General features: G+C 61.0%; 18 protein-coding genes and 3 tRNA genes. 12 read left to right on the top strand and 9 right to left on the bottom strand.

Going from position 1 to position 23,582, the window contains the following annotated elements:
• The first annotated feature begins 106 nt into the window (after positions 1–106).
• Entirely contained in the window at positions 107–736 is a 630-nt protein-coding gene (locus IB279_RS08930; RefSeq protein WP_034791266.1) for a MarC family protein, read from the top strand.
• A 113-nt stretch (positions 737–849) separates the two neighbouring features.
• Here the strand turns inward: IB279_RS08930 and IB279_RS08925 are convergent, their stop codons facing one another.
• Complete coding sequence (locus tag IB279_RS08925; protein WP_034791264.1) at positions 850–1,410, bottom strand: single-stranded DNA-binding protein; 561 nt, start codon at positions 1,408–1,410, stop codon at positions 850–852.
• A 279-nt stretch (positions 1,411–1,689) separates the two neighbouring features.
• On the opposite strand from IB279_RS08925, the gene uvrA reads away from it, so the two are divergent.
• The 5 genes from uvrA to IB279_RS08900 all read left to right on the top strand — a co-directional run bounded on the left by uvrA (position 1,690) and on the right by IB279_RS08900 (position 11,097).
• Positions 1,690–4,611 (top strand): excinuclease ABC subunit UvrA, encoded by a 2,922-nt coding sequence (gene uvrA / locus IB279_RS08920; protein ID WP_034791261.1) that lies wholly within the window; start codon positions 1,690–1,692, stop codon positions 4,609–4,611.
• 44 nt (positions 4,612–4,655) lie between these two features.
• Entirely contained in the window at positions 4,656–5,108 is a 453-nt protein-coding gene (locus IB279_RS08915; protein WP_113188742.1) for an N-acetyltransferase, read from the top strand.
• A gap of 42 nt (positions 5,109–5,150) precedes the next feature.
• A complete protein-coding gene (locus IB279_RS08910) occupies positions 5,151–5,954 on the top strand; it encodes a DUF72 domain-containing protein (protein ID WP_113188741.1) in 804 nt (267 codons plus the stop codon).
• Between the two features lie 786 nt (positions 5,955–6,740).
• Positions 6,741–10,538, top strand: coding sequence for a vitamin B12-dependent ribonucleotide reductase (locus IB279_RS08905; protein ID WP_089045908.1), 3,798 nt, complete (start codon positions 6,741–6,743; stop codon positions 10,536–10,538).
• Positions 10,539–10,668: 130 nt separating this feature from the next.
• Positions 10,669–11,097: an N-acetyltransferase gene (locus IB279_RS08900; RefSeq protein WP_060517123.1), complete on the top strand. Its 429-nt coding sequence runs from the start codon at positions 10,669–10,671 to the stop codon at positions 11,095–11,097.
• Between the two features lie 137 nt (positions 11,098–11,234).
• Here the strand turns inward: IB279_RS08900 and IB279_RS08895 are convergent, their stop codons facing one another.
• Positions 11,235–13,583 (bottom strand): ethanolamine ammonia-lyase, encoded by a 2,349-nt coding sequence (locus IB279_RS08895; protein ID WP_113188677.1) that lies wholly within the window; start codon positions 13,581–13,583, stop codon positions 11,235–11,237.
• 161 nt (positions 13,584–13,744) lie between these two features.
• On the bottom strand, positions 13,745–14,770 hold the full coding sequence (adhP, locus tag IB279_RS08890) for an alcohol dehydrogenase AdhP (RefSeq protein ID WP_034791206.1): 1,026 nt from the start codon (positions 14,768–14,770) through the stop codon (positions 13,745–13,747).
• A gap of 377 nt (positions 14,771–15,147) precedes the next feature.
• Between adhP and IB279_RS08885 the strand changes: the two genes are divergently transcribed.
• Positions 15,148–15,223: transfer RNA gene (locus IB279_RS08885), tRNA-Ala, on the top strand.
• 153 nt (positions 15,224–15,376) lie between these two features.
• On the opposite strand, the gene IB279_RS08880 is transcribed toward IB279_RS08885, so the two are convergent.
• Both IB279_RS08880 and IB279_RS08875 read right to left on the bottom strand, forming a co-directional pair.
• Positions 15,377–15,979 (bottom strand): hypothetical protein, encoded by a 603-nt coding sequence (locus IB279_RS08880; protein ID WP_162741263.1) that lies wholly within the window; start codon positions 15,977–15,979, stop codon positions 15,377–15,379.
• Between the two features lie 117 nt (positions 15,980–16,096).
• The gene (locus IB279_RS08875; RefSeq protein ID WP_060517113.1) at positions 16,097–16,729 is read right to left on the bottom strand and encodes a hypothetical protein; all 633 of its coding nucleotides are present in this window, start codon (positions 16,727–16,729) and stop codon (positions 16,097–16,099) included.
• Positions 16,730–17,052: 323 nt separating this feature from the next.
• Here IB279_RS08875 and IB279_RS08870 point away from each other — a divergent pair, with 323 nt between their 5' ends.
• Positions 17,053–17,349 carry a hypothetical protein gene (locus IB279_RS08870; RefSeq protein WP_034791202.1) on the top strand — a complete coding sequence of 99 codons (297 nt, stop codon included), beginning with the start codon at positions 17,053–17,055 and terminating at the stop codon, positions 17,347–17,349.
• A gap of 236 nt (positions 17,350–17,585) precedes the next feature.
• Positions 17,586–18,308, top strand: coding sequence for a transcriptional repressor LexA (gene lexA / locus IB279_RS08865; protein WP_034791199.1), 723 nt, complete (start codon positions 17,586–17,588; stop codon positions 18,306–18,308).
• An 88-nt stretch (positions 18,309–18,396) separates the two neighbouring features.
• On the opposite strand, the gene IB279_RS08860 is transcribed toward lexA, so the two are convergent.
• From IB279_RS08860 to IB279_RS08845, 4 genes are all read right to left on the bottom strand, one after another.
• Positions 18,397–18,738, bottom strand: coding sequence for a hypothetical protein (locus tag IB279_RS08860; RefSeq protein WP_060606451.1), 342 nt, complete (start codon positions 18,736–18,738; stop codon positions 18,397–18,399).
• 200 nt (positions 18,739–18,938) lie between these two features.
• A tRNA-Cys gene (locus tag IB279_RS08855) sits at positions 18,939–19,012 on the bottom strand.
• Between the two features lie 152 nt (positions 19,013–19,164).
• Positions 19,165–19,899, bottom strand: coding sequence for a thermonuclease family protein (locus tag IB279_RS08850; protein WP_113188675.1), 735 nt, complete (start codon positions 19,897–19,899; stop codon positions 19,165–19,167).
• 221 nt (positions 19,900–20,120) lie between these two features.
• Positions 20,121–20,414 carry a hypothetical protein gene (locus tag IB279_RS08845; protein WP_034791391.1) on the bottom strand — a complete coding sequence of 98 codons (294 nt, stop codon included), beginning with the start codon at positions 20,412–20,414 and terminating at the stop codon, positions 20,121–20,123.
• Between the two features lie 159 nt (positions 20,415–20,573).
• Between IB279_RS08845 and IB279_RS08840 the strand changes: the two genes are divergently transcribed.
• From IB279_RS08840 to IB279_RS08830, 3 genes are all read left to right on the top strand, one after another.
• A tRNA-Asn gene (locus IB279_RS08840) sits at positions 20,574–20,648 on the top strand.
• Between the two features lie 98 nt (positions 20,649–20,746).
• Positions 20,747–22,210 (top strand): deoxyribodipyrimidine photo-lyase, encoded by a 1,464-nt coding sequence (locus IB279_RS08835; RefSeq protein ID WP_113188674.1) that lies wholly within the window; start codon positions 20,747–20,749, stop codon positions 22,208–22,210.
• 85 nt (positions 22,211–22,295) lie between these two features.
• The gene (locus IB279_RS08830) at positions 22,296–23,549 is read left to right on the top strand and encodes a cyclopropane-fatty-acyl-phospholipid synthase family protein (RefSeq protein ID WP_113188673.1); all 1,254 of its coding nucleotides are present in this window, start codon (positions 22,296–22,298) and stop codon (positions 23,547–23,549) included.
• The last annotated feature ends 33 nt before the right edge of the window (positions 23,550–23,582 follow it).

Genomic DNA, 23,582 nt, shown 5'->3' with positions numbered 1-23,582 from the left:
TTGCTGAGACTTTATTTGTCTGCCCCTTCCCAATGCCCGGCCGCTTGCCTAACAATGTAGACATGCCACCGGGAAAACCCGGGGCAAAATCCGGAAGGGGAAACGGATGTTCAATGTCGACCTCCTGGTCAATGCGCTGACGACGCTTCTCGTCACGCTCGATCCGCCTGGCCTCGCGCCGATCTTCCTGAGCCTCACGGTCGGCCTCAGCCGGCAGGAGCGCTTTCAGGTGGCCACCCGTGGCTCGCTGATCGCCTTCTTCATCCTGGCGGCATTTGCGCTCTTCGGAAACAGCATCCTCGGCCTGCTCGGCATCTCGATCGGCGCCTTCCGCATCGCCGGCGGCCTGCTGCTCTTCTGGATCGCCTTCGAGATGATTTTCGAGAAGCGCCAGGAGCGCAAGGAAAAGACCGGCGAGAATGCGACGGTCAAGGACCACATTCACAACATCGCGGTCTTCCCGCTGGCCCTGCCGCTCATTGCCGGGCCGGGCGCGATTTCGGCAACGATCCTGCTTGCCGGCTCGTTCCCGACCGCGGTCGAGCGCACTCAGCTCCTGATCGTCATCGCGCTGTCGATGCTCAGCCTGTTTCTGGCGCTGGTCATCGCTGAACGCGTCGATCGCTTTCTCGGCGTCACCGGCCGCGCCATCCTCACCCGACTGCTCGGCGTAATCCTGGCAGCACTCGCGGTGCAGTTCGTCGTCGACGGCGTCAAATCCGCGATGACGACCTGAGGTCGGATGGCTGGGCGCATCCTTCGCCCGATGCAGTCGGAGTAGACCGGAAACGAAAAACGCCACGTCCTCGGGACGTGGCGTTTTCTTCTGTAAATAGGATCCGCTAGCGATCAGAACGGGATATCGTCGTCCATGTCGCGCGAGAAGCCGCCGCCCTGGCCGCCTTGACCGCCCTGGCCACCGCCCGAGCGACCGCCGCCAGATGACTGGCGCGGCTGGTCGTAATCGTCGTAACCGCCGCCGCCATAGTTGCCGCCGCCGCCGAAGTCACCCGCTCCACCGCCGCCGCCACGGCTGACACCGGAGCCGCCGCCTTCGCCGCGGCCGTCAAGCATGGTGAGCGTCGAGTTGAAGCCCTGCAGCACGACTTCGGTCGAGTAACGGTCGTTGCCGTTCTGGTCCTGCCACTTGCGGGTCTGCAGCGCGCCTTCGATGTAGAGCTTGGCGCCCTTCTTCACATATTGCTCGACAACCTTGCAGAGGCCTTCGTTGAAGACCACGACCGTGTGCCATTCGGTCTTTTCCTTGCGCTCACCGCTGTTGCGGTCGCGCCAGGTCTCCGAGGTTGCAATGCGCAGGTTGGCGATCGGCCGGCCGTCCTGCGTGCGCCGGATTTCCGGGTCTGCCCCGACATTTCCGATCAAGATCACCTTGTTGACGCTTCCAGCCATGTTGCTTTTCCCGTGGTTTCACCGGGCCATGGACCCGGCTTGGAATTTCAAGAGCGCGCATCTTAGCGGCCTGATGCCGCCGATACGCCCCGCCTCGCACATAATCCACAACAGTTTTGGTCGTTTTATGGGCGATTTGTTCTTTATTTGTTCTAGTATTTGGCTATGATCCTGTCAACCGACTCGAATTGGCCGCCTGTTTTGCCGATTGCGCCTCGACATGGGCGTTAGCGTCATTACATAGGGGGCTTTCAACCGACATGCAAAAGCTGGCTTCCGATGAGTGAACTCAAGACCATCTCCATTCGTGGTGCGCGCGAGCACAATCTGAAAGGCATCGACCTCGATCTGCCGCGCAACAAGCTGATCGTGATGACCGGCCTTTCCGGCTCGGGCAAGTCGTCGCTTGCTTTCGATACGATCTATGCCGAAGGCCAGCGCCGCTATGTCGAAAGCCTTTCGGCCTATGCGCGCCAGTTCCTCGAAATGATGCAGAAGCCGGACGTCGACCAGATCGACGGCCTGTCTCCGGCGATCTCGATCGAGCAGAAGACGACATCGCGCAATCCGCGCTCGACGGTCGGTACCGTCACCGAAATCTACGACTATATGCGCCTGCTCTTTGCGCGCGTCGGCGTGCCCTATTCGCCGGCGACGGGTCTGCCGATCGAAAGCCAGACGGTGAGCCAGATGGTCGACCGGGTGCTCGAATTCGGCGAAGGCACGCGCCTCTATATTCTTGCGCCGCTCGTGCGCGGCCGCAAGGGCGAGTACAAGAAAGAACTCGCCGAGCTGATGAAGAAGGGCTTTCAGCGCGTCAAGGTCGACGGCACCTTCTACGAGATCGCCGAGGTGCCCGCACTCGACAAGAAGTACAAGCATGACATCGACGTCGTGGTCGACCGCGTGGTCGTGCGGCCCGACCTCGCCTCGCGCCTTGCCGACAGCCTTGAGACCTGCCTGACGCTAGCCGATGGCCTCGCAGTCGCCGAATTCGCCGACAAGCCGCTGCCACCCGAGGAGACCGCTGCCGGCGGCTCGGCCAACAAGTCGCTGAACGAAACCCACGAGCGCGTGCTGTTTTCGGAAAAGTTCGCCTGCCCGGTTTCCGGCTTCACCATTTCCGAGATCGAGCCGCGGCTGTTCTCGTTCAACAACCCCTTCGGCGCGTGCCCGACCTGCGACGGTCTCGGCAGCCAGCAGAAGATCGACACGGCGCTGATCGTGCCGGAAGAGCACCGGACGCTGCGCGACGGCGCAATTGCGCCCTGGGCGAAATCCTCCTCTCCATACTACAACCAGACGCTGGAAGCGCTCGGCAAGGTCTTTGGCTTCAAACTCGGCAGCCGCTGGAACGAGCTGTCGACTGCGGCGCAGAACGCGATCCTGCACGGAACGGAAGAGAAGATCGTCTTCCATTACGAGGACGGTGCCCGCTCCTACAACACCACCAAGAACTTCGAGGGCATCGTGCCCAACCTCGAGCGCCGCTGGAAGGAAACCGACAGCGCCTGGGCGCGCGAGGAGATCGAGCGCTACATGTCGGCTGCGCCCTGCCCGGCTTGCGCCGGTTTCCGCCTGAAGCCGGAAGCGCTGGCGGTCAAGATCGACAAGCTGCATATCGGTCAGGTGACCGAAATGTCGATCCGCGTTGCACGCGACTGGTTCGAGGTCCTGCCGGAGCATCTGAATGCCAAGCAGAACGAAATCGCCGTCCGCATCCTGAAGGAAATCCGTGACCGACTGCGCTTCCTCAACGACGTCGGTCTCGAATATCTGAGCCTGTCGCGCAATTCCGGAACGCTCTCAGGCGGTGAAAGCCAGCGCATTCGGCTGGCCTCGCAGATCGGCTCCGGCCTCACAGGCGTTCTCTACGTGCTCGACGAGCCGTCGATCGGCTTGCACCAGCGCGACAACGCCCGCCTGCTGGACACGCTTCGGCATCTGCGCGACATCGGCAACACGGTGATCGTCGTCGAACATGACGAAGACGCGATCCTGACGTCCGACTATGTCGTCGATATCGGCCCGGCTGCCGGCATCCATGGCGGCGAAGTCATCGCGCAAGGGTCGCCGTCGGACATCATGGCCAATCCGAAATCGCTGACCGGCAAGTATCTGTCCGGCGAGCTTTCGGTTGCCGTTCCCTCCGAACGCCGCAAGCCGAAGAAGAAAAAGGAAATCACCGTCGTCGGCGCCCGCGCCAACAACCTGAAGAACGTCACCGCCTCGATCCCGCTCGGCGTCTTCACCGCCGTTACCGGTGTCTCCGGCGGCGGCAAGTCGACCTTCCTGATCGAGACGCTCTACAAGGCCGCCGCCCGCCGCATCATGGGCGCGCGCGAAAACCCGGCCGAGCACGACCGCATCGATGGCTTCGAGCATATCGACAAGGTGATCGACATCGACCAGTCGCCGATCGGTCGTACCCCGCGCTCGAACCCGGCAACCTATACCGGCGCCTTCACGCCGATCCGTGACTGGTTCGCCGGTCTGCCGGAAGCCAAGGCACGCGGATATCAGCCGGGCCGATTCTCCTTCAACGTCAAGGGCGGCCGCTGCGAGGCCTGCCAAGGCGACGGCGTCATCAAGATCGAGATGCACTTCCTGCCGGATGTCTACGTCACCTGCGACGTCTGCCACGGCAAACGCTACAACCGCGAAACGCTCGACGTGCATTTCAAGGGTAAGTCGATCGCCGACGTGCTCGACATGACCGTCGAGGAAGGCGTCGACTTTTTCGCCGCCGTTCCCTCGGTGCGCGACAAGCTCGTCACGCTCAACCAGGTCGGCCTCGGCTATATCAAGGTCGGCCAGCAGGCCAACACGCTCTCGGGCGGTGAGGCTCAGCGCGTCAAGCTCGCCAAGGAACTGTCGAAGCGCTCGACCGGTCGCACGCTCTACATTCTCGACGAGCCGACCACCGGCTTGCATTTCCACGATGTCGCCAAGCTTCTTGAAGTTCTGCATGAGCTCGTCAACCAGGGCAATTCGGTCGTCGTCATCGAGCACAATCTCGAAGTCATCAAGACTGCCGACTGGGTGATCGACTTCGGCCCTGAAGGCGGCGACGGCGGCGGCGAAGTCATCGCCAAGGGCACGCCGGAAGACGTGGTCAAGGAAAAGCGGTCCTATACCGGCCAGTTCCTGAAGGAGCTGCTGGAGCGCCGGCCGATGAAGAAGGTCGAAGCAGCAGAGTAAGTCTGCCGATCTGGTCGGCGCGCTTTAGGAGTGATCACGGCATGATGCGGCCTGCTCGTCTGGAAGATCTGGCCGCCGTGCAAAGCGTGACGGAGGCGGCCTATGAGCCCTATCGGACGCTCTTTGGTGGGCCGCCGCTCCCGGTCACCGAGGACTACGCGCCTCGCATCCTTCGCGACGAGGTCTGGCTTCGGGAGCGAGATGAGGTTGTCTCGGCGCTTGCCGTTTTCGAACGACACGCCGATCACCTTATGATCTTCAGCCTTGCGGTTGCCCCGGCCTATCAGCGCCAGGGGTTCGGCATCGAATTGCTGCGCTTCGTGGATGCCAAAGCAGCCGAGTGGGGCTTGCCGGAGGTGCGGCTCTACACCAATTCGCGCATGGAGCGAAACATCGCGCTCTATCGCGCCTATGGATTTCAAGAAACGGGTCGCCGACCCAATCCCTATCGTTCAGGGTGGACACTCGTGGACATGACGAAATCGATCAAAGACTGAAAAGCACGCGGTCAAGCGATGGCCGTTGATGAGGAGGATGGCATGGCAAAATCCGGAAAGATCCGCATTGGTATCGGCGGCTGGACCTTCGAGCCCTGGGAAGGCACCTTCTATCCCGACACGCTGGCAAAGAAGCGGCAGCTCGAATATGCCGGCAAGCAGTTGCGGGCAATCGAGGTGAACGGCACCTACTATTCGTCGCAGAAGCCGGAGACCTTCGCCAAGTGGGCGTCGGAAGTGCCCGATGATTTCATCTTCTCCCTGAAGGCGAGCCGCTTCGTCACCAACCGCAAGGTTCTCTCGGAAGCCGGTGAATCCATGGAGCGATTCCTGACGCAGGGACTGACCGAGCTAGGGCCACATCTCGGCCCCATCCTCTGGCAGTTCGCGCCGACGAAGAAGTTCGAGCCCGACGATTTCGAGGGCTTTTTGAAGCTTCTGCCGGAGAAGCAGGACGGCTTGCCGCTGCGCCATGTGGTCGAGGTCCGCAACCCGACCTTTCAGTCTCCGGATTTTGTCTCCCTGTTGGAGAAATACGGCGTCGCCGTGGTGCTCGCCGAGCATGCGGACTATCCGATGATCGCCGATGTCACTGCCGATTTTGTCTATCTGCGCCTGCAAAAGGGCAGCGACGACATCAAGACTTGCTATGCTGCCGACAAGCTCGACCTCTGGGCCGAGCGCGCCAAGGCGTTTGCGGCTGGCGACGAGCCGAGTGGGCTTGAAAAAAGTGCGCCTGATCGCACGGCCAGGAAGGAGCCGCGTGACGTGTTTGCCTACTTCATCACCGAGGGCAAGGTGAATGCGCCGAACGGCGCACGCGAGCTGCAAAAGCGCGTCGATTGAGATCAGCAGGGCCAGACCGCGCGCAGACGCGTCTGGCCCGCCTAGGGCGCATCCGCGCCCGAGAGCCCGACCACGCTTGGAGTTTCGGGCCTGTCGCAAGACGTTGATGTTCAGGCGTGCCGAGGCCGCGCCGACGTCGGCTGCGAACCAAATGCCGGTGCTTACGGGACCGCCAAAAAACGAATCACTGCCCCACCCCATATCGCTTTCACCGATGCAACCGAGCCTGCCGTAAGGGACACTTTTTATGCGGGTTTTTACCCGTCAAAATTTCGATTGCGTGCCGACCGTTGCGTCAGTCTCACAGGCAACCTCCGGAAGTGCCTGATTTTCATGGCGTTGACCGATGTCCCCGTTTTCCACAGCCGGTCCACACAACATCTAGGGCTCAAACTTCCGTCACAAACCACCCCTTGACGCCTCCGGACGATTCACGGTTAATGGATTTCACGTTGCAACGGCGGCGGACCGGATTGTTCAAGTCCCGGTTCCTCTCCCCAAATCGGCGGTTCTGAAAGGCGGCAGTCATGGATTTCACCATGGGGTCGCCCTGAGGATTTCTGTGCGATTTTTCGGGTCCACCGGGGCAATATTTGGCTGGCATCAAGAAGTTGTTGATACTATATTTAGTATTTGCAGACAGCCTATCTCACAAGATACAGGGTCACCCAGTTATGGGTTTCTCTCCAAGGACGGAAGCTGAGACTGGCTGCGGGATGCCCTCGCGGCCGGGCGGGGACAATTGCGCCTGTGGCGGGCGCTAGGCAACACGAAGGACCAGGGACAATGAAGATCGAACGTCGTTTCACAAAAGCCGGGCAATCCGCTTATGCGGAGATCGAATTCCGCAAGGCTACGAGTGAAATCAAGAACCCCGATGGTTCGATCGTTTTCCGCCTTGCCGATATCGACGTGCCGGCTCAGTTCAGCCAGGTTGCCGCCGACATTCTCGCCCAGAAGTATTTCCGCAAGGCCGGCGTTCCCGCCAAGATGAAGCGCGTCGAGGAGAACGATGTCCCCTCCTTCCTCTGGCGCGCGGTTCCCGACACGGATGCGCTGAAGGCGCTGCCGAAGGATGAGCAGTACGGTTCCGAAACCGATGCCCGTCAGGTCTTCGATCGCCTGGCCGGCACCTGGGCCTATTGGGGCTGGAAGGGCGGCTACTTCGACACCGAGGAAGACGCTTCGGCCTTCCAGGACGAACTTGCCTACATGCTCGCCACCCAGCGCGTCGCGCCGAACTCGCCGCAATGGTTCAACACAGGCCTCCACTGGGCCTACGGCATCGACGGCCCCGGCCAGGGCCACTTCTATGTCGACCCCTTTACCGGCAAGCTGACCAAGTCCAAGTCGGCCTATGAGCATCCGCAACCGCATGCCTGCTTCATCCAGTCGGTCGGTGACGATCTCGTCAACGAAGGCGGCATCATGGATCTCTGGGTGCGTGAAGCGCGCCTGTTCAAGTACGGTTCTGGCACCGGCTCCAACTTCTCTTATCTGCGCAGCGAAGGCGAAAAGCTCTCGGGCGGCGGCAAGTCCTCCGGCCTGATGTCGTTCCTGAAGATCGGCGACCGTGCTGCCGGTGCCATCAAGTCGGGCGGCACCACCCGCCGCGCCGCCAAGATGGTCGTCGTCGACATCGACCATCCGGATATCGAGGAATACATCAACTGGAAGGTCAAGGAAGAGCAGAAGGTTGCCGCCCTCGTCACCGGTTCCAAGGTCGTCGCCAAGCATCTGAAGGCGATCATGAAGGCCTGCGTCAACTGCGAAGGCACCGACGACGCCTGCTATGACCCGAAGCAGAACCCGGCGCTGAAGCGCGAGATCCGCGCCGCCAAGCAGGCGCTGGTTCCGGAAAACTATGTCCAGCGCGTTATCCAGTTCGCGAAGCAAGGCTACAAGGACCTTGAGTTCAAGACCTACGACACCGACTGGGATTCGGAAGCCTACCTCACGGTTTCGGGCCAGAACTCCAACAACTCGGTCTCGATCAAGGACGACTTCCTGCGCGCCGTCGAAGCCGATGGCGACTGGCACCTGACCGCCCGCAAGGACGGCCGCGTCATGAAGACGCTGAAGGCGCGCGACCTCTGGGAATCGATCTCCTACGCCGCCTGGGCGTCGGCCGATCCGGGCCTGCACTTCAACACGACCATGAACGACTGGCACACGAGCCCCGCTGCCGGCCCGATCCGCGCATCGAACCCGTGCTCGGAGTACATGTTCCTCGACGACACCGCCTGCAACCTCGCCTCCCTGAACCTGATGATGTTCAAGGATGCGGCGACCAAGCGCATCAACATCGCAGACTACGAGCACGCCGTCCGCCTGTGGACGATCGTTCTCGAAGTCTCGGTCATGATGGCGCAGTTCCCGTCCCGCGAGATTGCCGAGCTTTCCTATGAATACCGCACGCTCGGCCTTGGCTACGCCAACATCGGCGGCCTCTTGATGTCCTCGGGCATTCCCTATGACTCGACCGAAGGCCGCGCCATCGCCGGTGCGCTGACGGCGATCATGACCGGTGTCTCCTATGCCACCTCGGCCGAGATGGCCGAAAAGCTCGGTCCGTTCCCGGGCTTTGCGCCAAACCGCGACAACATGCTGCGCGTCATCCGCAACCATCGCCGCGCCGCCTATGGCGAGACGACCGGTTACGAAGCGCTTTCGGTCAACCCGGTCGCGCTCATCCATGCCGACAATCCGGACCAGGACCTCGTCATCCACGCCATGAGCGCCTGGGACAAGGCACTGGAACTCGGCGAAAAGCACGGCTATCGCAACGCCCAGGCAACGGTTATCGCACCGACCGGCACGATCGGCCTCGTCATGGACTGCGACACGACCGGCATCGAACCTGACTTCGCGCTGGTCAAGTTCAAGAAGCTCGCCGGCGGCGGCTACTTCAAGATCATCAACCGCGCCGTTCCGGAAGCGCTGCGCTCTCTCGGCTACAGCGAAAGCCAGATCGCCGAAATCGAAGCTTACGCAGTCGGTCACGGCAACCTGAACCAGGCTCCGGCGATCAACCCGTCGACACTGAAGGCCAAGGGCTTCACCGACGAGAAGGTGGAAGCCGTCAACGCCGCCTTGAAGTCCGCTTTCGACATCAAGTTCGTCTTCAACCAGTGGACGCTCGGCGCCGACTTCCTCAAGGGCACACTGAAGGTCTCCGACGAACAGCTCGCCGCGATGGACTTCAACCTGCTCGACCACATGGGCTTCTCCAAGAAGGACATCGAAGCGGCGAACATTCACGTCTGCGGCGCGATGACACTCGAAGGTGCACCGTTCCTGAAGAACGAGCACCTGCCCGTCTTCGATTGCGCCAACCCCTGCGGCAAGATCGGCAAGCGTTATCTCTCGGTCGAAAGCCACATCCGCATGATGGCGGCCGCCCAGCCGTTCATCTCGGGCGCGATCTCCAAGACGATCAACATGCCGAACGAGGCGACCGTCGAGGACTGCAAGAACGCCTACATGCTTTCGTGGAAGCTGGCGCTGAAGGCAAACGCGCTCTACCGTGACGGCTCCAAGCTGTCGCAGCCGCTGAACGCCTCGCTGATCGAGGACGACAAGGACGAGGATGCGCTGGAGGATCTGATCCAGGCGCCCGCCGCCGCCCAGGCCGTCACCATCACCGAGAAGATCGTCGAGCGCGTCATCGAGAAGGTGATCCGCGCCCGCGAAAAGCTGCCGAACCGCCGCCAGGGCTACACCCAGAAGGCCGTCGTCGGTGGTCACAAGGTGTATCTGCGCACCGGCGAATTCGGTGACGGCCGCCTCGGCGAGATCTTCATCGACATGCACAAGGAAGGGGCCGCCTTCCGTGCGATGATGAACAACTTTGCCATCGCCATCTCGCTCGGCCTGCAGTACGGCGTGCCGCTCGAAGAATATGTGGAGGCCTTCACCTTCACCAAGTTCGAGCCGGCCGGCATGGTCCAGGGCAACGACGCGATCAAGAACGCGACGTCGATCCTCGACTACGTCTTCCGCGAACTGGCGGTTTCCTATCTCGGCCGTCACGACCTCGCCCATGTCGACACGTCAGACTTCGGCAATACCGCGCTCGGCAAGGGCATTCAGGAAGGCAAGACCAACCTGATCTCGACCGGCTGGACCCGCGGCTACAAGCCGACGATCGTCGGTGGCACCGGTGACCGGGCCTCCAGCGAGCCGAAGGGCTCGTCGACGGCAGCCCCTGCCCGCGCCTCCTCTGGCGCAACCGTGACGGCGATCGCCGGAAACACGGTGCGCAAGATCGAGACGACGACGGCGATCGCAACGTCCGAAATCGTCGCCTTCAAGCGCGACTATGAAGAGCGCGCTGCGGAACTGGCAGAAGAGATCGCCGACGAAGTCGAGCAGGAAGTAACCGCCCTCTTCTCCGACAAGGCGGCCGCCGAAGCGGCATCGGCCAAGTCGGACGCCAAGAAGGTGGAAGCTGAGCGCCGCGCCCGCTCGATCATGCAGGGCTACACCGGCAACATGTGCACCGAATGCCAAAACTTCACGATGGTGCGCAACGGTACCTGCGAGAAGTGCGACACCTGCGGCGCGACGAGCGGCTGCAGCTAAGCGGCCCGTCGTCGTTGATGACGACGACGACCACCATCATTGCCAACCCGAGGTTTTCCTCGGGTTGGATTTCTCTAGAGAACAAAACGAGAATTTATAGACCGAACCACCATTCGACCAAGTTCCCATCATGCTCACCCCGATCATAGACATCCTTCTCGAAGACCCCAGTCAGAATGACCTCAGCGGCATCGTTGCGCCGCTGGATGCCTATAACGATGCCCATAGCGGCATGGTCGATCTGCCCGGTTTTGCAATCGTGCTTCGCGATCCGGAGACGAAAGTCGCGACGGGCGGGCTCTATGCGACGGATGGCTATGGCTGGGCCTTTATCCGTTACCTCGCCGTCCCTGATGAGTACCGCGGCCAGGGCCTTGGCCGGCGCCTTGTCGAAGAAGCGGAGAAGATCGCACGCCAGCGCGGCTATGTCGGCCTTTGGCTCGACACCTTCGAATTCCAGGCCAGGCCCTTTTATGAAAAACTCGGCTTCGAAGTTTTCGGCGAGCTTGAAGGCGGTGATGGGGCGATTGCGCGCTACTTTCTAAAGAAGCGATTCTGACGCCGGAAAGCCACGATCCGAAGAAGCAACCGCGATTTGGGGGCCCGAAAGCGAGAGTATGCGGCTGCCCCAACGGTATACACGGCCCGACGCTTATTCCGGACGGACGCCCTTGTTGCCCTGTAGCGCGTTTGTGGTCACCCGAATCGCCGGCTGCCGTTTACGTCCTTGCCGATGATCTCCCGGATAATGGTCAGGGTTTCCTTCGCCGCCTCCCTGGGTGCGAGTGCGGTATCGGCGACGTTGCTGACCAGCTTCGTCATATCGTGATCGATATCCTTCTCAGCCCAACGCTTGCCCTTCGCAACCGTGATGTAGACCGAGTAGGCGTGGTGCATGGTTCCGGGCCGCTCGCCGATGATGTGGAGAATTCCGCGAAACGTGTTGGGATCGGCGTCGGCAAACAGCATCTCGCCAATCCGGTAGCCGGCCCGCACTCTGCCGCTGGTGACCAGGATATTCTTGTCGCTCACCGACACGCCGGCATCGCCGAGCAGCCTGCGCATCTCCTCCAGGTAGGGCGAAAGATGGCCGTCATCCATGATGGCCTTGGCGTTCAGACCATCTGAGATGACAATCTGGCCCTTGGGCATATCGCCTTTCCAGGACGTCCTGATCGCGTCAATCGCCCTGATTGAGTCCGGGCTCAGCGTTTCACCGGTCGTCGGATGCGCGATGTAGTCGTTCCGGTCCTTGGACAGGGTGCGAACCGGAACGACGCTGGGCACTGCCGCTATGAACTCCGGCGTAAGCTCGGCCCAAAGAGAGAGTTTGGCGTCGTCATAAAGACCCCTCACTTTCGTCGCGAGCGACGGGTTGAGATCCCATATCTTCTCACCGTGGCCCGTGGCCAGGTCGACGCCTCTTGCCTCGACCTCCGTCATCATCCGCCTGCCCTCGGCGTAAACGGCGTCCTTGGAGCGCTTGTCCCCCTTGGCGAGGCGGTACTGATAATAGACCCAAAGAGGATCGCCGTATTTTGACGTGTAGCTGTTGTCCTTGCCGACAATTCCAAGGCGTTTGTAGAAATCCCACATCGCATCGTTGACCTTGAAGCCGAACTTATCCCTCACGCGTACGTGGTCCTGAAATGCGGTCGTGAGATAGCTCAACATCGGGTCGTTCTTGGTCGGCAGAGCAATCAGATAGGCCGGATTGGCCGGCATGATCTGATCCTGGCACCAATCCAGATCGTCCAGGCTGACGGTCATGTGCAGGGTCGTGCATATATCGAGACCGATGGTCAGCCCATGGAGCTTGCCCATGACCATGTCCTCGAGGCAGCACCGAACGAGTTGTTCTCGGCTCTTGAAGACCTCCGGCCCAATGAAGCCGGCGACGTCGTTGACATGCAGCCATGCGCCTTTCGGCTGCACTTTCGCAAGCTCCATGCCGACAGCCCGGCTGAACCCGTACTTCCGGGACTCAAGCACCATCATGTCGACGCCGTTTGCCGCGCCGTTGGTGAATTCCGAGCCCTGTCCGGTTTCGAAGTAAAGGCCGTACCGCTCCCCTGCCTTGGCGCGCGCATATTTCAGGATCTTCTCATTGGTGATGTCGAAGATCTTGTTGCAATCATCCGTACCGGCAAGGCTCTGGAACACGGTGGAAACTGTGCCGGGGAAGTCTTCGCTTACCTCACCTTGGACGTCGATGTGAGCGAGCACGCACCACGGAATGACGTCGACCAGCTTGAACGTATCCACGATGTCCTTGAGCGCCCGCTCCACCGTGACGACGCTGTCGACGGTGCTGTCCACCGGGTTGGTGCCGATGACGATGTCGCCGGTCGCATAGGAAAACGCATCGAAGACCTGCCACATGATGTCGTCGGGGTGGTCGGTCGGCGAATTCGGCTGGATACGTGCGCCCATGTATCCCTTGGCCCCCAACTTGGTGCCGGGCATGACATTGAAAATCTTCTGGCTGACGGCGATCAACTCTTCATTGCTCATCAGCTTCGGCACGCAGCCGATGGTATCGCTGGTCAGGCCATGCATGACGCCTTTGATCTCATCTTCCGATTTGGTCAGAAGAAATTCCTTCAGCTGGCCCATCGTCCAGTCTTTCAGCTTTTCTTGTTGAGCCCTGTCGGTGGTCTGCCAAATCAGTCGTTGCAGATCGTCCTCAAACAGCGGGTGCTGATCGAGGTCTGCGATCTTCGTTCTTGCCAGGAGGGCTCGGGCGTTCGTTCGGGACGTATCATTTTCCGCAGCCACAGCGATCGTCTGGTCTCCTTCCTTGAACGCATTCGCGCATCCCAGAACTTGCCGATAGGTCGTCTCGTCAAAGCCGCCCTTGATCCTGCTGATATAGGCAAAGATGTCCTCATCCTGCTTCACGTCGTCGATCACGAGGTTGCTTGGGCCTGGCGCGGCACGGGCAGCATGACCGTAGGCTGTAAGCGTGGCCGCCGCAGTTCCCGCCACCAGCAGGAGATCGCGCCTGGACAGTGCATGCTGGTCTGAGAACATGCCTTTGCTCATTGCCATTTCCTTTCTGCAAAAGGTCTATCGGCATCTCGCCCGACGGCCCTCTGGTGACCGGCGATCTAAGGAAGGCGCATAAGAGTAAATGCTCGACACGTGTCCCTTGGGCATCGACACGGACCCGGCGAGCCTCGACCAGCCGGGCCTGTCAAAGTCGATTACTGCAGGCTCATCACGATGCGACCGTCGATCTTCCCGGCTTCCATGCGGCGGAAGATCTCATTGATATTCTCGAGGCTATCCCACGAGAAATGCGGCGCGACTTTGCCTTCAGCGGCGAACTGGAGCGACTCTTCCAGGTCCTGGCGGGTGCCGACGATCGATCCACGCACGGTGATGCGCTTAAGAACAGTCTCAAAGACCGGCACCGAGATCATACCTGGGGGCAGGCCGACGAGCGCCATGGTGCCGCGCGAACGCAGGAAACCGAACGCCTGTTCCATCGCCGCGGGCGAGACTGCAGTCACAAGCGCTCCATGCACGCCGCCGGTGGCCTTGATCACCTGCTCGACCGCATCCTTGGCCTTGCCGTTGACTGTCAGGTCGGCGCCCAATTGCTTTGCAAGTGCCAGCTTGTCGTCGAAGATGTCCGCCGCGACGACATGCATGCCCATCGCCTTTGCGTACTGCACGGCCATGTGGCCAAGCCCCCCGATGCCGGAGATGGCAACCCATTCACCGGGACGGACTTCCGTTTCCTTCAACCCCTTGTAAACGGTGACCCCGGCACACAGAACCGGCGCGGCAGGACCGAACTCCAGCCCATTGGGCAGGCTGCCGACGAAATCAGGATCCGCCAGGCCATATTCGGCGAACGTCCCGTTGACCGAGTATCCCGTGTTCGACTGGGCCGCACACAGCGTCTCCCAACCGGTGCGGCAATGCGGACAGTAGCCGCAGGCGCTGTGAAGCCAGGGAACGCCGACCCTGTCGCCCTCTTTCACTCTTTTGACACCGGCGCCGACCGCCGAGACATAGCCGACACCCTCGTGCCCGGGAATGAATGGTGGGCTGGGCTTCACCGGCCAGTCGCCATTTGCAGCATGGAGATCGGTATGGCAAACGCCCGTTGCTTCGTATTTCACCAGGATCTGTCCCGGCTGCGGCGTGGGCACTGCCACTTCCTCGATCGTCAGGGGCGCGCCGAATTGCCGAACGACGGCTGCCTTCATCGCCTGAGCCATTTGCCAATCCTCCTCCAATCGCCGGGCCACGGAGAGGTTTCTTATGGGAACAGTGGGCCGGCAGGGGCCTATCTCACATACGAAAATCGTGTAATTGGCTCGAGCATCATGGCGCTCACAGCCAGTGCCCGGACGTCATTTCCTGCTTGGCGTATACCGCCAACATTTCAACGCAGTTCACGTAGCGCCATCGTCAGGTTGCAGCGTAAACCCGCCGGCAGAGTTCGACAATGGGTGGAGTGCAGAAGCGGTTCAGAGACCGACTGCCTTCGGCGCCCGGCCGGATCGAACAACGCATATCGTGCAACGGCGCTCGAGCGGGCGCGCTGGCGCGCGTATTGACAGGATCGGCGCCGGTCGTGTTGACTGAATGCTACGGGGCCGTAGCTCAGTTGGGAGAGCGCCGCAATCGCACTGCGGAGGTCGAGGGTTCGACTCCCTTCGGCTCCACCAAAACGATCAGAAGGTGCCCGGTTGCCGAGGTATCGGAACAGCGGCTGATTTGTCATCAGCAGATCGCCAGTTCGAGTCTTTCCGGGGACACCACCATGCTAAGCCACCGTTCGGCCTTCGCGAAACGCTGCCCGATCCCGTGGCCACCTGTTTTCAGAGGCTGAACGGATCCCGCGCCGATCGCTTCTCGCTCGGTGCACTGAACGGGTCGGCTTTCTTCTCCTTGGACTTGCGGCCCTCGTCGGCGATGATCTCGTCGACCGCCCTCTGGCACTTCATCAGCTCGTCGGCCGCCGGGCCGGTGCCGCGCAGGCTGAGATTTGCGATGACGCGATCTTCAAACGCGATGGCCAAGGCCCGCTTGCGCACGAAGCCCGTCAGGAACTCGGCGTCGGTGACGTTCACGAACAGAAACTTTTCGCTCGCATCACCGGCAGCGGTCGCCGAAGCGCTCCAGGGATCGGTCTTGTCGAAGCGGAAGGTCAGGTCGTACTCTTTGCCGACCTCGAGCGACCTCCAGTCGTCGCTGGCGAAGCTCATATAGAGCGGCGACTCGGAGCCCTTGGGATAGAACCCAAGGCGCAAGGTGACCCCGCCGTCGAATACCGACGAGATGAAGCAGGAGCCCTCCATCGAGGTGTCGGAAGCAACGGTCCAGCCGTCGACATCCTTCCACTTGATGATTTCGGACTCCTCAGCCGCGGCCGATCCCGCGGCGATCAGACAGCTTACCAATCCGACCAGCAATCTACGCATGCAAAACCCCCGTTTGCCCGCATTTTGATAGGTCCCCGCATCGCTGTCGAGGGTGCCTAGCCGATACCAGGCAATATTTTAGGAATATTCACCTCTCCGCGGCAAGCGGACTGCCCATCACATGGCGAAAGGATCTTTCGATGACTTGGTCTGGCCGCCGCCGGCAAAGGGATCGTTGTTCGGCGCATTGCCGCCGGCGCCCGCAAAGGGATCGTTCGCCGCTCCCTGACCGCCATTCGGGATCAAGGCGCTCACCGCCTCCTGGCACTTGAACATCTCGCTTACCGCCTTCATCGAATCACGCAGGCTGAGGCTCGCGACGACGCGCCCCTCGAAGGCCAGCGCCAAGGTGTTCTTGCGAACGAATTCGGTAAAGAAGTCGGTGTTGGAAAAGTTGACGACAAGGGCCTTGGCGCCGGTCAGATCAACACCGAACGCAACGGCCGGCCACTGACGACCACGGTCGAGCTGCAAGGCAACATCGTATTCCCGCTGCGGCTCGATGGATTTCCATTCGGCATTGCCGATCGAAAGAAACGCCAGGTTCGTCGATCCCCGCGGATAAAAGCCGATACGAAGGATAGCGCCGGCGTCATAGCTCGTCGCCGCGTAACACGAGCCTCCCAGGGAAGGATCGGATCCCACCGTCCAGGCGTTGATCCGTTTCCAGATATTCGAACGCCCTTCTTCGGCAGACGCCGCTCCAGCCGTGAGCAACAGGCCGAGCACCACCAACGACAATCTATGCATGCAACCACCCCACTTTCCACGCAAAGTTATCTTTTTTTAGAGGCCTGTCGAGACGGTGAAGGCCCTTCCCCGCAGGGATTTTTGCGCGCCCCAGGCCCGATGCGAAAGCTGGCAGCTCCGATGCATTCTCCGCGCCGGTCCATGAAGAACGGCCGAGACGAGGTTGAGATGGAGCGGCTGGCGCAAATCAGCCACAGCCTGCGGGCAAAGAGCTGTTGAACATGGCAGAGTGATCGCCATGCTTGCTGGACTTCGGAACGAAAGCGCGGTTCACATCGTTTACCAACCCGTAGTCCCACCCCTTCATCAAGTGGACGATCACCGTGCTTGCCGCCCTGCTTCTCGCTTCGATAGTCGCATCGCCCAATATGCCTGACGTCAAGCTCAGTGCCGCGACGGTGGATGAACTCCAGACCGATTTCGAACGGGCCGTGCCGTGCCATCAGATCGATGGACGCAATGTTTGGAAGGGCGCGCTCGCGTTCTACATCCAGTCCTTCGTTTATGACGGCGATACGCCCGTTGCGACCGATGCGGCCGACGCAGTGCTTCCGGAAGACAACAGCGCCGAGACGGTGAAGGAGTTCGAAGACGCCTGCTCGGCCTCGCAAGCGACTTAAGTCTCTCCGCGAAGAGAGCCGCGATTCGTTCGAATCACGCGCGCGACCGGCCTGCCCGGCGCTGTTTTGGGACGCAACCGTCGCCGAAAACCGCCCCGCTCCCGCAAAAGTGACCAATCGACCCCCACAGAAGCAGCCAGTTGCCTGAATTCACGGAATTTTAGGCACTTGCGGAACACATATGGAACAGATAGTGTCTGTTCTTGATTTGTTTCACGCCTCTGGAGCGACGTGCCATGCTGACCCGCAAGCAACAGGAATTGCTTCTGTTCATCCACGAACGCATGAAGGAGTCGGGCGTACCGCCGTCTTTCGATGAAATGAAGGATGCGCTCGACCTGGCGTCGAAGTCCGGCATTCACCGTTTGATCACGGCGCTCGAAGAACGCGGGTTCATTCGCCGGTTGCCGAACCGGGCGCGCGCGCTCGAAGTCATCAAGCTTCCGGAAGCCTACGCCGCCGGCCAGCAACAGCCGCGCAGAGGCTTCTCGCCGAGCGTGATCGAGGGCAGCCTCGGAAAGCCGCCGGCCGCCGCTCCTGCCACGCCGAAGCCGGCGCCGGTCGCCGAAAGCACGTCTGTTTCCGTCCCGGTGATGGGGCGCATCGCTGCCGGCGTGCCGATCTCGGCGATCCAGAACAACACCCATGACATTACCGTTCCGCTCGACATGATCGGCAGCGGCGAGCATTACGCCCTCGAAGTAAAGGGCGATTCGATGATCGAGGCCGGCATCTTCGATGGCGACACGGTGATCATCCGCAACGGCAACTCGGCCAATCCCGGCGACATCATCGTGGCGCTCGTGGACGACGAGGAAGCGACGCTGAAGCGCTTCCGTCGCAAGGGCGCGTCGATTGCGCTCGAAGCGGCCAACCCCGCCTACGAGACGCGCATTTTCGGACCAGATCGCGTGAAGATCCAGGGCAAGCTCGTCGGGCTGATCCGCCGCTACCATTGAATTCCAGGCAGAACGCCGAATCAAAAGAGCCTCGCCACTGAAAGTGGCGAGGCTCTTTCCATTTAAGGCGACCTGAAATCCAGATCGCTTATTCGTGGATCGTGTATTCGCCGAGTTCGCAGAGATCCTGCGTGTCCTCGGTCGTATCGAGGGCCGAGCCTTCCTCGAATTCGAATCGCATGTCGTATTTGCAGACGTCCCGCCCGTCGGCAATCGTGATCTCCATGCTCTCGCCGGGGTTCAGGACCTGCCGACCGAAAACATCGTCTTCCCATTCATTGACGCCGACCGGCGACGTATAGAAATTCGTCAGTACCGCGCCGGTGTTGTTCTTCAGCTGGAAAACCAGGTCGTCCGCGCGCGCCTCAATAGCGGTCGCAGCAAAACACGCCAACGCCGTCAGGATCAGTCTCTTTTTCATTGATGCCATTGCCTCCGTTCTTAATGTTGACGGACGCTACCGATGCGGTTGATCTCAGCGGAGTCATCGTTCCCCCTCTACCGAATTCACCGAAGCGATAAGATCCGACGGAGGCATAGGAGACGTGGCTTGCGCGGACGTGGGGTCGCGAATATTACCGCGCTGCCCTAAGGCAGAACGTCAAACCAAACTTCACGAGGTGAGATTTTTGGAGGCCTCGCCCGGAATTGAACCGGGGTACAAGGATTTGCAGTCCTCTGCGTCACCACTCCGCCACGAGGCCTCACAGCTCGGATAACCAAGCGTTGGCGCGGATTTAGAATGATTGCAGAAAAACCGCAAGAGGCATTTTCTGAAAAACGCGCCGTCGAATTGCAGGACGGATACTTTCCACAGAACGATCGACGATGTCCGCCGATCGTCTCCCAGGTGATCTCAGCACCAGGGCGTCGGGCGCCCTTCCCACGGCCGCACGAGCCCCTCGGAAACGAGTACACGTCCAAGAGATTGGTCACCGCGTGTGACCAGGCGCAGTTTCTCGCCGGCCTTGGCATCTGATCGCCCTCCCGCCGAGATCAGCCTGAAGTCGCCTGCATTCAGCAATTCGCGCAGGCGCTGCTTGGCGTAGAAGCCGCGCGAACGCTCCTTGTCGCAGCTTGCCTGGCGGATTCGCGGTGCATCGACATCGGCGACGCGGATCGTCTCGCCATGGAAGACGAAGGTCGCGCCATCGATCACGCAGTTGTCGTTGCGAATGCCGCAAAAATAGAACTGATCGGTACGGATGGATGCCGTCTTCACCTCTTCATTCGGCCGCACGAGAGGGGTTGGCGGCGTGACGCCGACATTCACCGACGGCACCGGGGCGGCCAGGACAACCTTCGTCGCTGGGTTGGGCTTCGGATTTGGTTTGTGCCTATCCGCCAGCTGCGCAACGCGCTCCTGCGCTTCAGGAACCGCGCGCTGAGGCTTCGGCTTCGTTTCCGATCGCGATGCAAAGGCCATGACATCCGAAACCACCGGCCAGTCCCGCAACTCGGCGCGATGGTCGTAGGCCATGACGCCGCCAAGGGTGAGCGCTGCGGCCAGATACCACGGCGCCATGCCGCCCTGTTTGCTGGTGCTTCGGCCCGAACTGCGGCGTCGACGTTTCGTAGTGGCTTTGGCCATCGGTCCCCATCCTGATTCGAGACCGCATTATGCGTTTGATGGGTTGCCGAAAAGTTTTCGAAAGCACCCCAACAGAGGGGAAGACCGCGAGGAACCGGTCATTCGCCTGCGCGGCCACGGCCCTTGTTGAGAGATTCGGAATTGGTACGTGACGGCCGCGAGGAACCGAAAACTGCCGACCGCCCTGCCTCGACAACAAGATCGTTAAATCGGCGTCCGGCTCAGGAGCCGTTCGAGGAGTTGGCCTTCCCGCGCCAGCGCGCCCACCAAACGGCCAGACGACGACGGCGGCGGCGAACCGAGGGAATGTCGTGGGAAAGCACGATCAGGCCCAACGGTATCATCCAGAAGCCCAGCACGGGCAGGAAACCGAGAAAACCGCAGAACACCAGCAGCGAACCCAGCAGGATGCGCAGCAGCGGAGAGTCGGGCAGCGCGATACGCCATTTGCCCAGCACGATCTGTCGTGTTTGCGGATCAATGCCAAAATGCGTCTGCTTCCTGTTTTTATTCATCATTCCCTATCCGGCGTGTTTTCCCACAATTGGGGACTTCTCCACAGCCTCGCAACGGAACTTGTCATTTTTTTTTAAAAAAGCGCTTGGCAAATCAGAAAAGCATGCGTATTAGCAGCCTCACTTCTGAAGCGCACAGCACAACAGCGGCGCGGATGATCCCTGGTAGCTCAGCGGTAGAGCATTCGACTGTTAATCGACAGGTCGCCGGTTCGAATCCGGCCCGGGGAGCCACTTTCTAAAAGAGCCATTTGCAGCGATGCGAATGGCTCTTTTTCATTTTGCACCTATGTTCTCCAGGTGATCAATCCCCAACCTCCCGATGGTTCTTCATGACAAAGGCCGCGGCGCCGCCCATCATCGTCTGGTTCCGCAAGGATCTCCGCCTGGCCGACAATCGCGCCCTCTCGGCTGCCGCCGGCGAGGCAGCCGTCATTCCCCTCTATATTCGCGAACCCGCCGACAGCGGCAACGGTCCGCTCGGGGCGGCGCAGGCGTGGTGGCTGCACCATTCGCTCGAGGCCTTGGGCGCAAGTCTCGCGCGGCACGCTTCTCGCCTCGTTCTTCGATCAGGCGCGCCGCTTGACGTGATTGTCGAGATTGCGCGCGCAAGCGGTACGGAGCGCATCTACTGGAACCGGCGCTACGACCCGAACGGCATCGCCACGGATACCGCGCTCAAGAAGGCGCTGGCCGAGCGGGGAATCATCGCGGAGAGCTTTGCAGGACAATTGCTGCATGAGCCCATGCGGCTGCTGACAACGACGGGCGGCCCCTACCGCGTGTTCACGCCGTTCTGGCGCGCGCTCGAACTAAAAAACGAGCTGGCACCGCCGATCGACCGGCCGCACCATATCGCAGCCCCGGGAGCATGGCCGCGATCGGAACGCCTTGACGACTGGTCGCTGCTGCCGACGAAACCGGACTGGGCGGCGACATTCAGCGAGGTCTGGACGCCGGGCGAAGACGGTGCGGCCACCCGTCTCGAGGAATTCGTCGATGAGAAGCTCGACGCCTACAAACGCTGCCGCGACATTCCCGACGCGGATGGCACATCCCTGCTCTCGCCTCATCTCGCCTTTGGCGAAATTTCGCCGGCGCAGGCCTGGCATGCGGCAGCTGGGCCCCAGGCCGATAGCGGCGAAGGGGCGGCCACCTTCCGCAAGGAACTCGCCTGGCGCGAATTCTCCTATCATCTGCTGTTTCATTATCCTGAGCTTGGCCGCCGCAACCTCGACCGTCGATTCGACCGCTTCCACTGGCTGAACGACGAGGACGATTTTACTCGATGGACCAGCGGACTCACCGGATATCCGATCGTCGATGCCGGCATGCGCCAGCTATGGCGTCACGGCTACATGCACAATCGCGTTCGCATGATTGTCGCCTCCTTTCTCATCAAGGACCTGCTCGTCGACTGGCGCAAGGGAGAAGCCTGGTTCCGTGACACGCTGGTCGACGCGGATCCGGCCAACAATGCCGCAAGCTGGCAATGGGTCGCCGGATCGGGCGCGGACGCCGCACCGTTCTTCCGCATCTTCAACCCGGTCCTGCAAGGGGAGAAATTCGATCCCGACGGTCTCTATGTGAAGCGCTTCGTGCCAGAGCTGGAGCGCCTCCACCCGCGCTATGTCCATCGCCCCTTTGCAGCGCCCGCCACGGCCCTTGCCGAAGCCGGCATCGAACTCGGCACAACCTACCCGAATCCGATCATCGACCATGCCCTCGCCCGCGATCGGGCACTGGCAGCCTTCCGGCAGATCACAAGCGCACCGGGAGTTTCCGAGGAGACGTAGAGCCTCCGGTAGAATTCCTCAGTTGGCGTCTCGCCCGATTGCGGCTAGGCTCACGTTACGGATGCAACAGCTGAGGGGGTGGTGTATGCGTAACCTGGAAGCCGATTTTGCTGCATATGCCGGTGCGCTGGAGCTATCTTCCGAAAATCTGGCGACGGCCGTGCGGGATTTTCCGCTCAAGGCGCGCATGGTGCTTGGCGCCCTGGTGCACCTTCAAGTGGGAACGTTGATGCTCGCCACGCCAGACGGCCGCAGGCTCGTGATCAAAGGCGCCAGGGCCGGCCCCAGCGCCATCCTCAACCTCAACAACTGGAACCTGCCGCAGCGTGCTATCTCGGGCGGCACCATCGGGGCTGCGGAAAGCTACATCGACGGCGACTGGGACAGCCCCGATGTCGGCGCCTTTCTCGAACTGTTCCTCGTCAACGCCGAAATCGGCAGGAATTTTCCGAACCGTGCGCGCGGGCTCCTGCGCCTTTTCGACAAGTTCCTGCACTGGCGCAATGCCAACACCCACTCCGGCGCGCGCCGCAACATCTCGGCCCATTACGACCTCGGCAACGCCTTCTACAGCGAATGGCTGGATCCGAGCATGACCTATTCGTCTGCGCTTTATGCAACGGGCGCCAATGATCTTCGCTCAGCGCAGAAAGCCAAATACCGCGCGCTCGCGGAAGCGACGAACCTGCGCACCGGCGATCATGTGCTTGAGATCGGCTGCGGCTGGGGCGGCTTTGCCGAATTTGCGGCAACGGAAATCGGCTGCAAGGTCACCGGGCTGACGATCAGCCGCGAGCAACTGGCCTTCGCACGCGAACGCATGCAGCGTGCGGGCCTTGCCGACCGGGTCGAATTGAAGTTCCAGGACTATCGTGAAGAAAAGGGTACCTATGACCGCATTGTCTCGATCGAGATGTTCGAGGCCGTCGGCGAAAAATTCTGGGCAACCTATTTCTCGCAGCTGAAGCGGTGCCTGAAACCCGGGGGCAAGGCCGGACTGCAGATCATCACGATCAAGCCCGAATCCTACGAGGAGTATCGTTCCAATCCGGATTTCATCCAGAAATACGTCTTCCCGGGCGGGATGCTGCCAACGCGCGAGCATCTGGTCGAGCTTGGCCGCAATGTCGGCCTGCGGATGATCAACGACTTCGGCTTTGGCGTCGACTATGCCCGCACACTCGGCGAATGGCGGGAGCGGTTCTGGGCGGTCTGGAACAGGATCGAGCCGCTCGGCTTCGACCTGCGCTTCAAGCGGCTGTGGGAGTTCTACTTCTACTACTGCGAGGCCGGGTTCCGTGCCCGCAACATCGACGTCCGGCAGATCGTCTTCGAGTGAAGCGCACGGGGCGTCTTTACCGCGTGACCCGTA

Origin of the sequence: Ensifer sp. ENS06 (assembly GCF_014852205.1) — a bacterium.
In the GTDB taxonomy this organism is placed as follows: domain Bacteria; phylum Pseudomonadota; class Alphaproteobacteria; order Rhizobiales; family Rhizobiaceae; genus Ensifer; species Ensifer adhaerens.
This window is presented reverse-complemented; position numbering and strand designations above follow the sequence as displayed.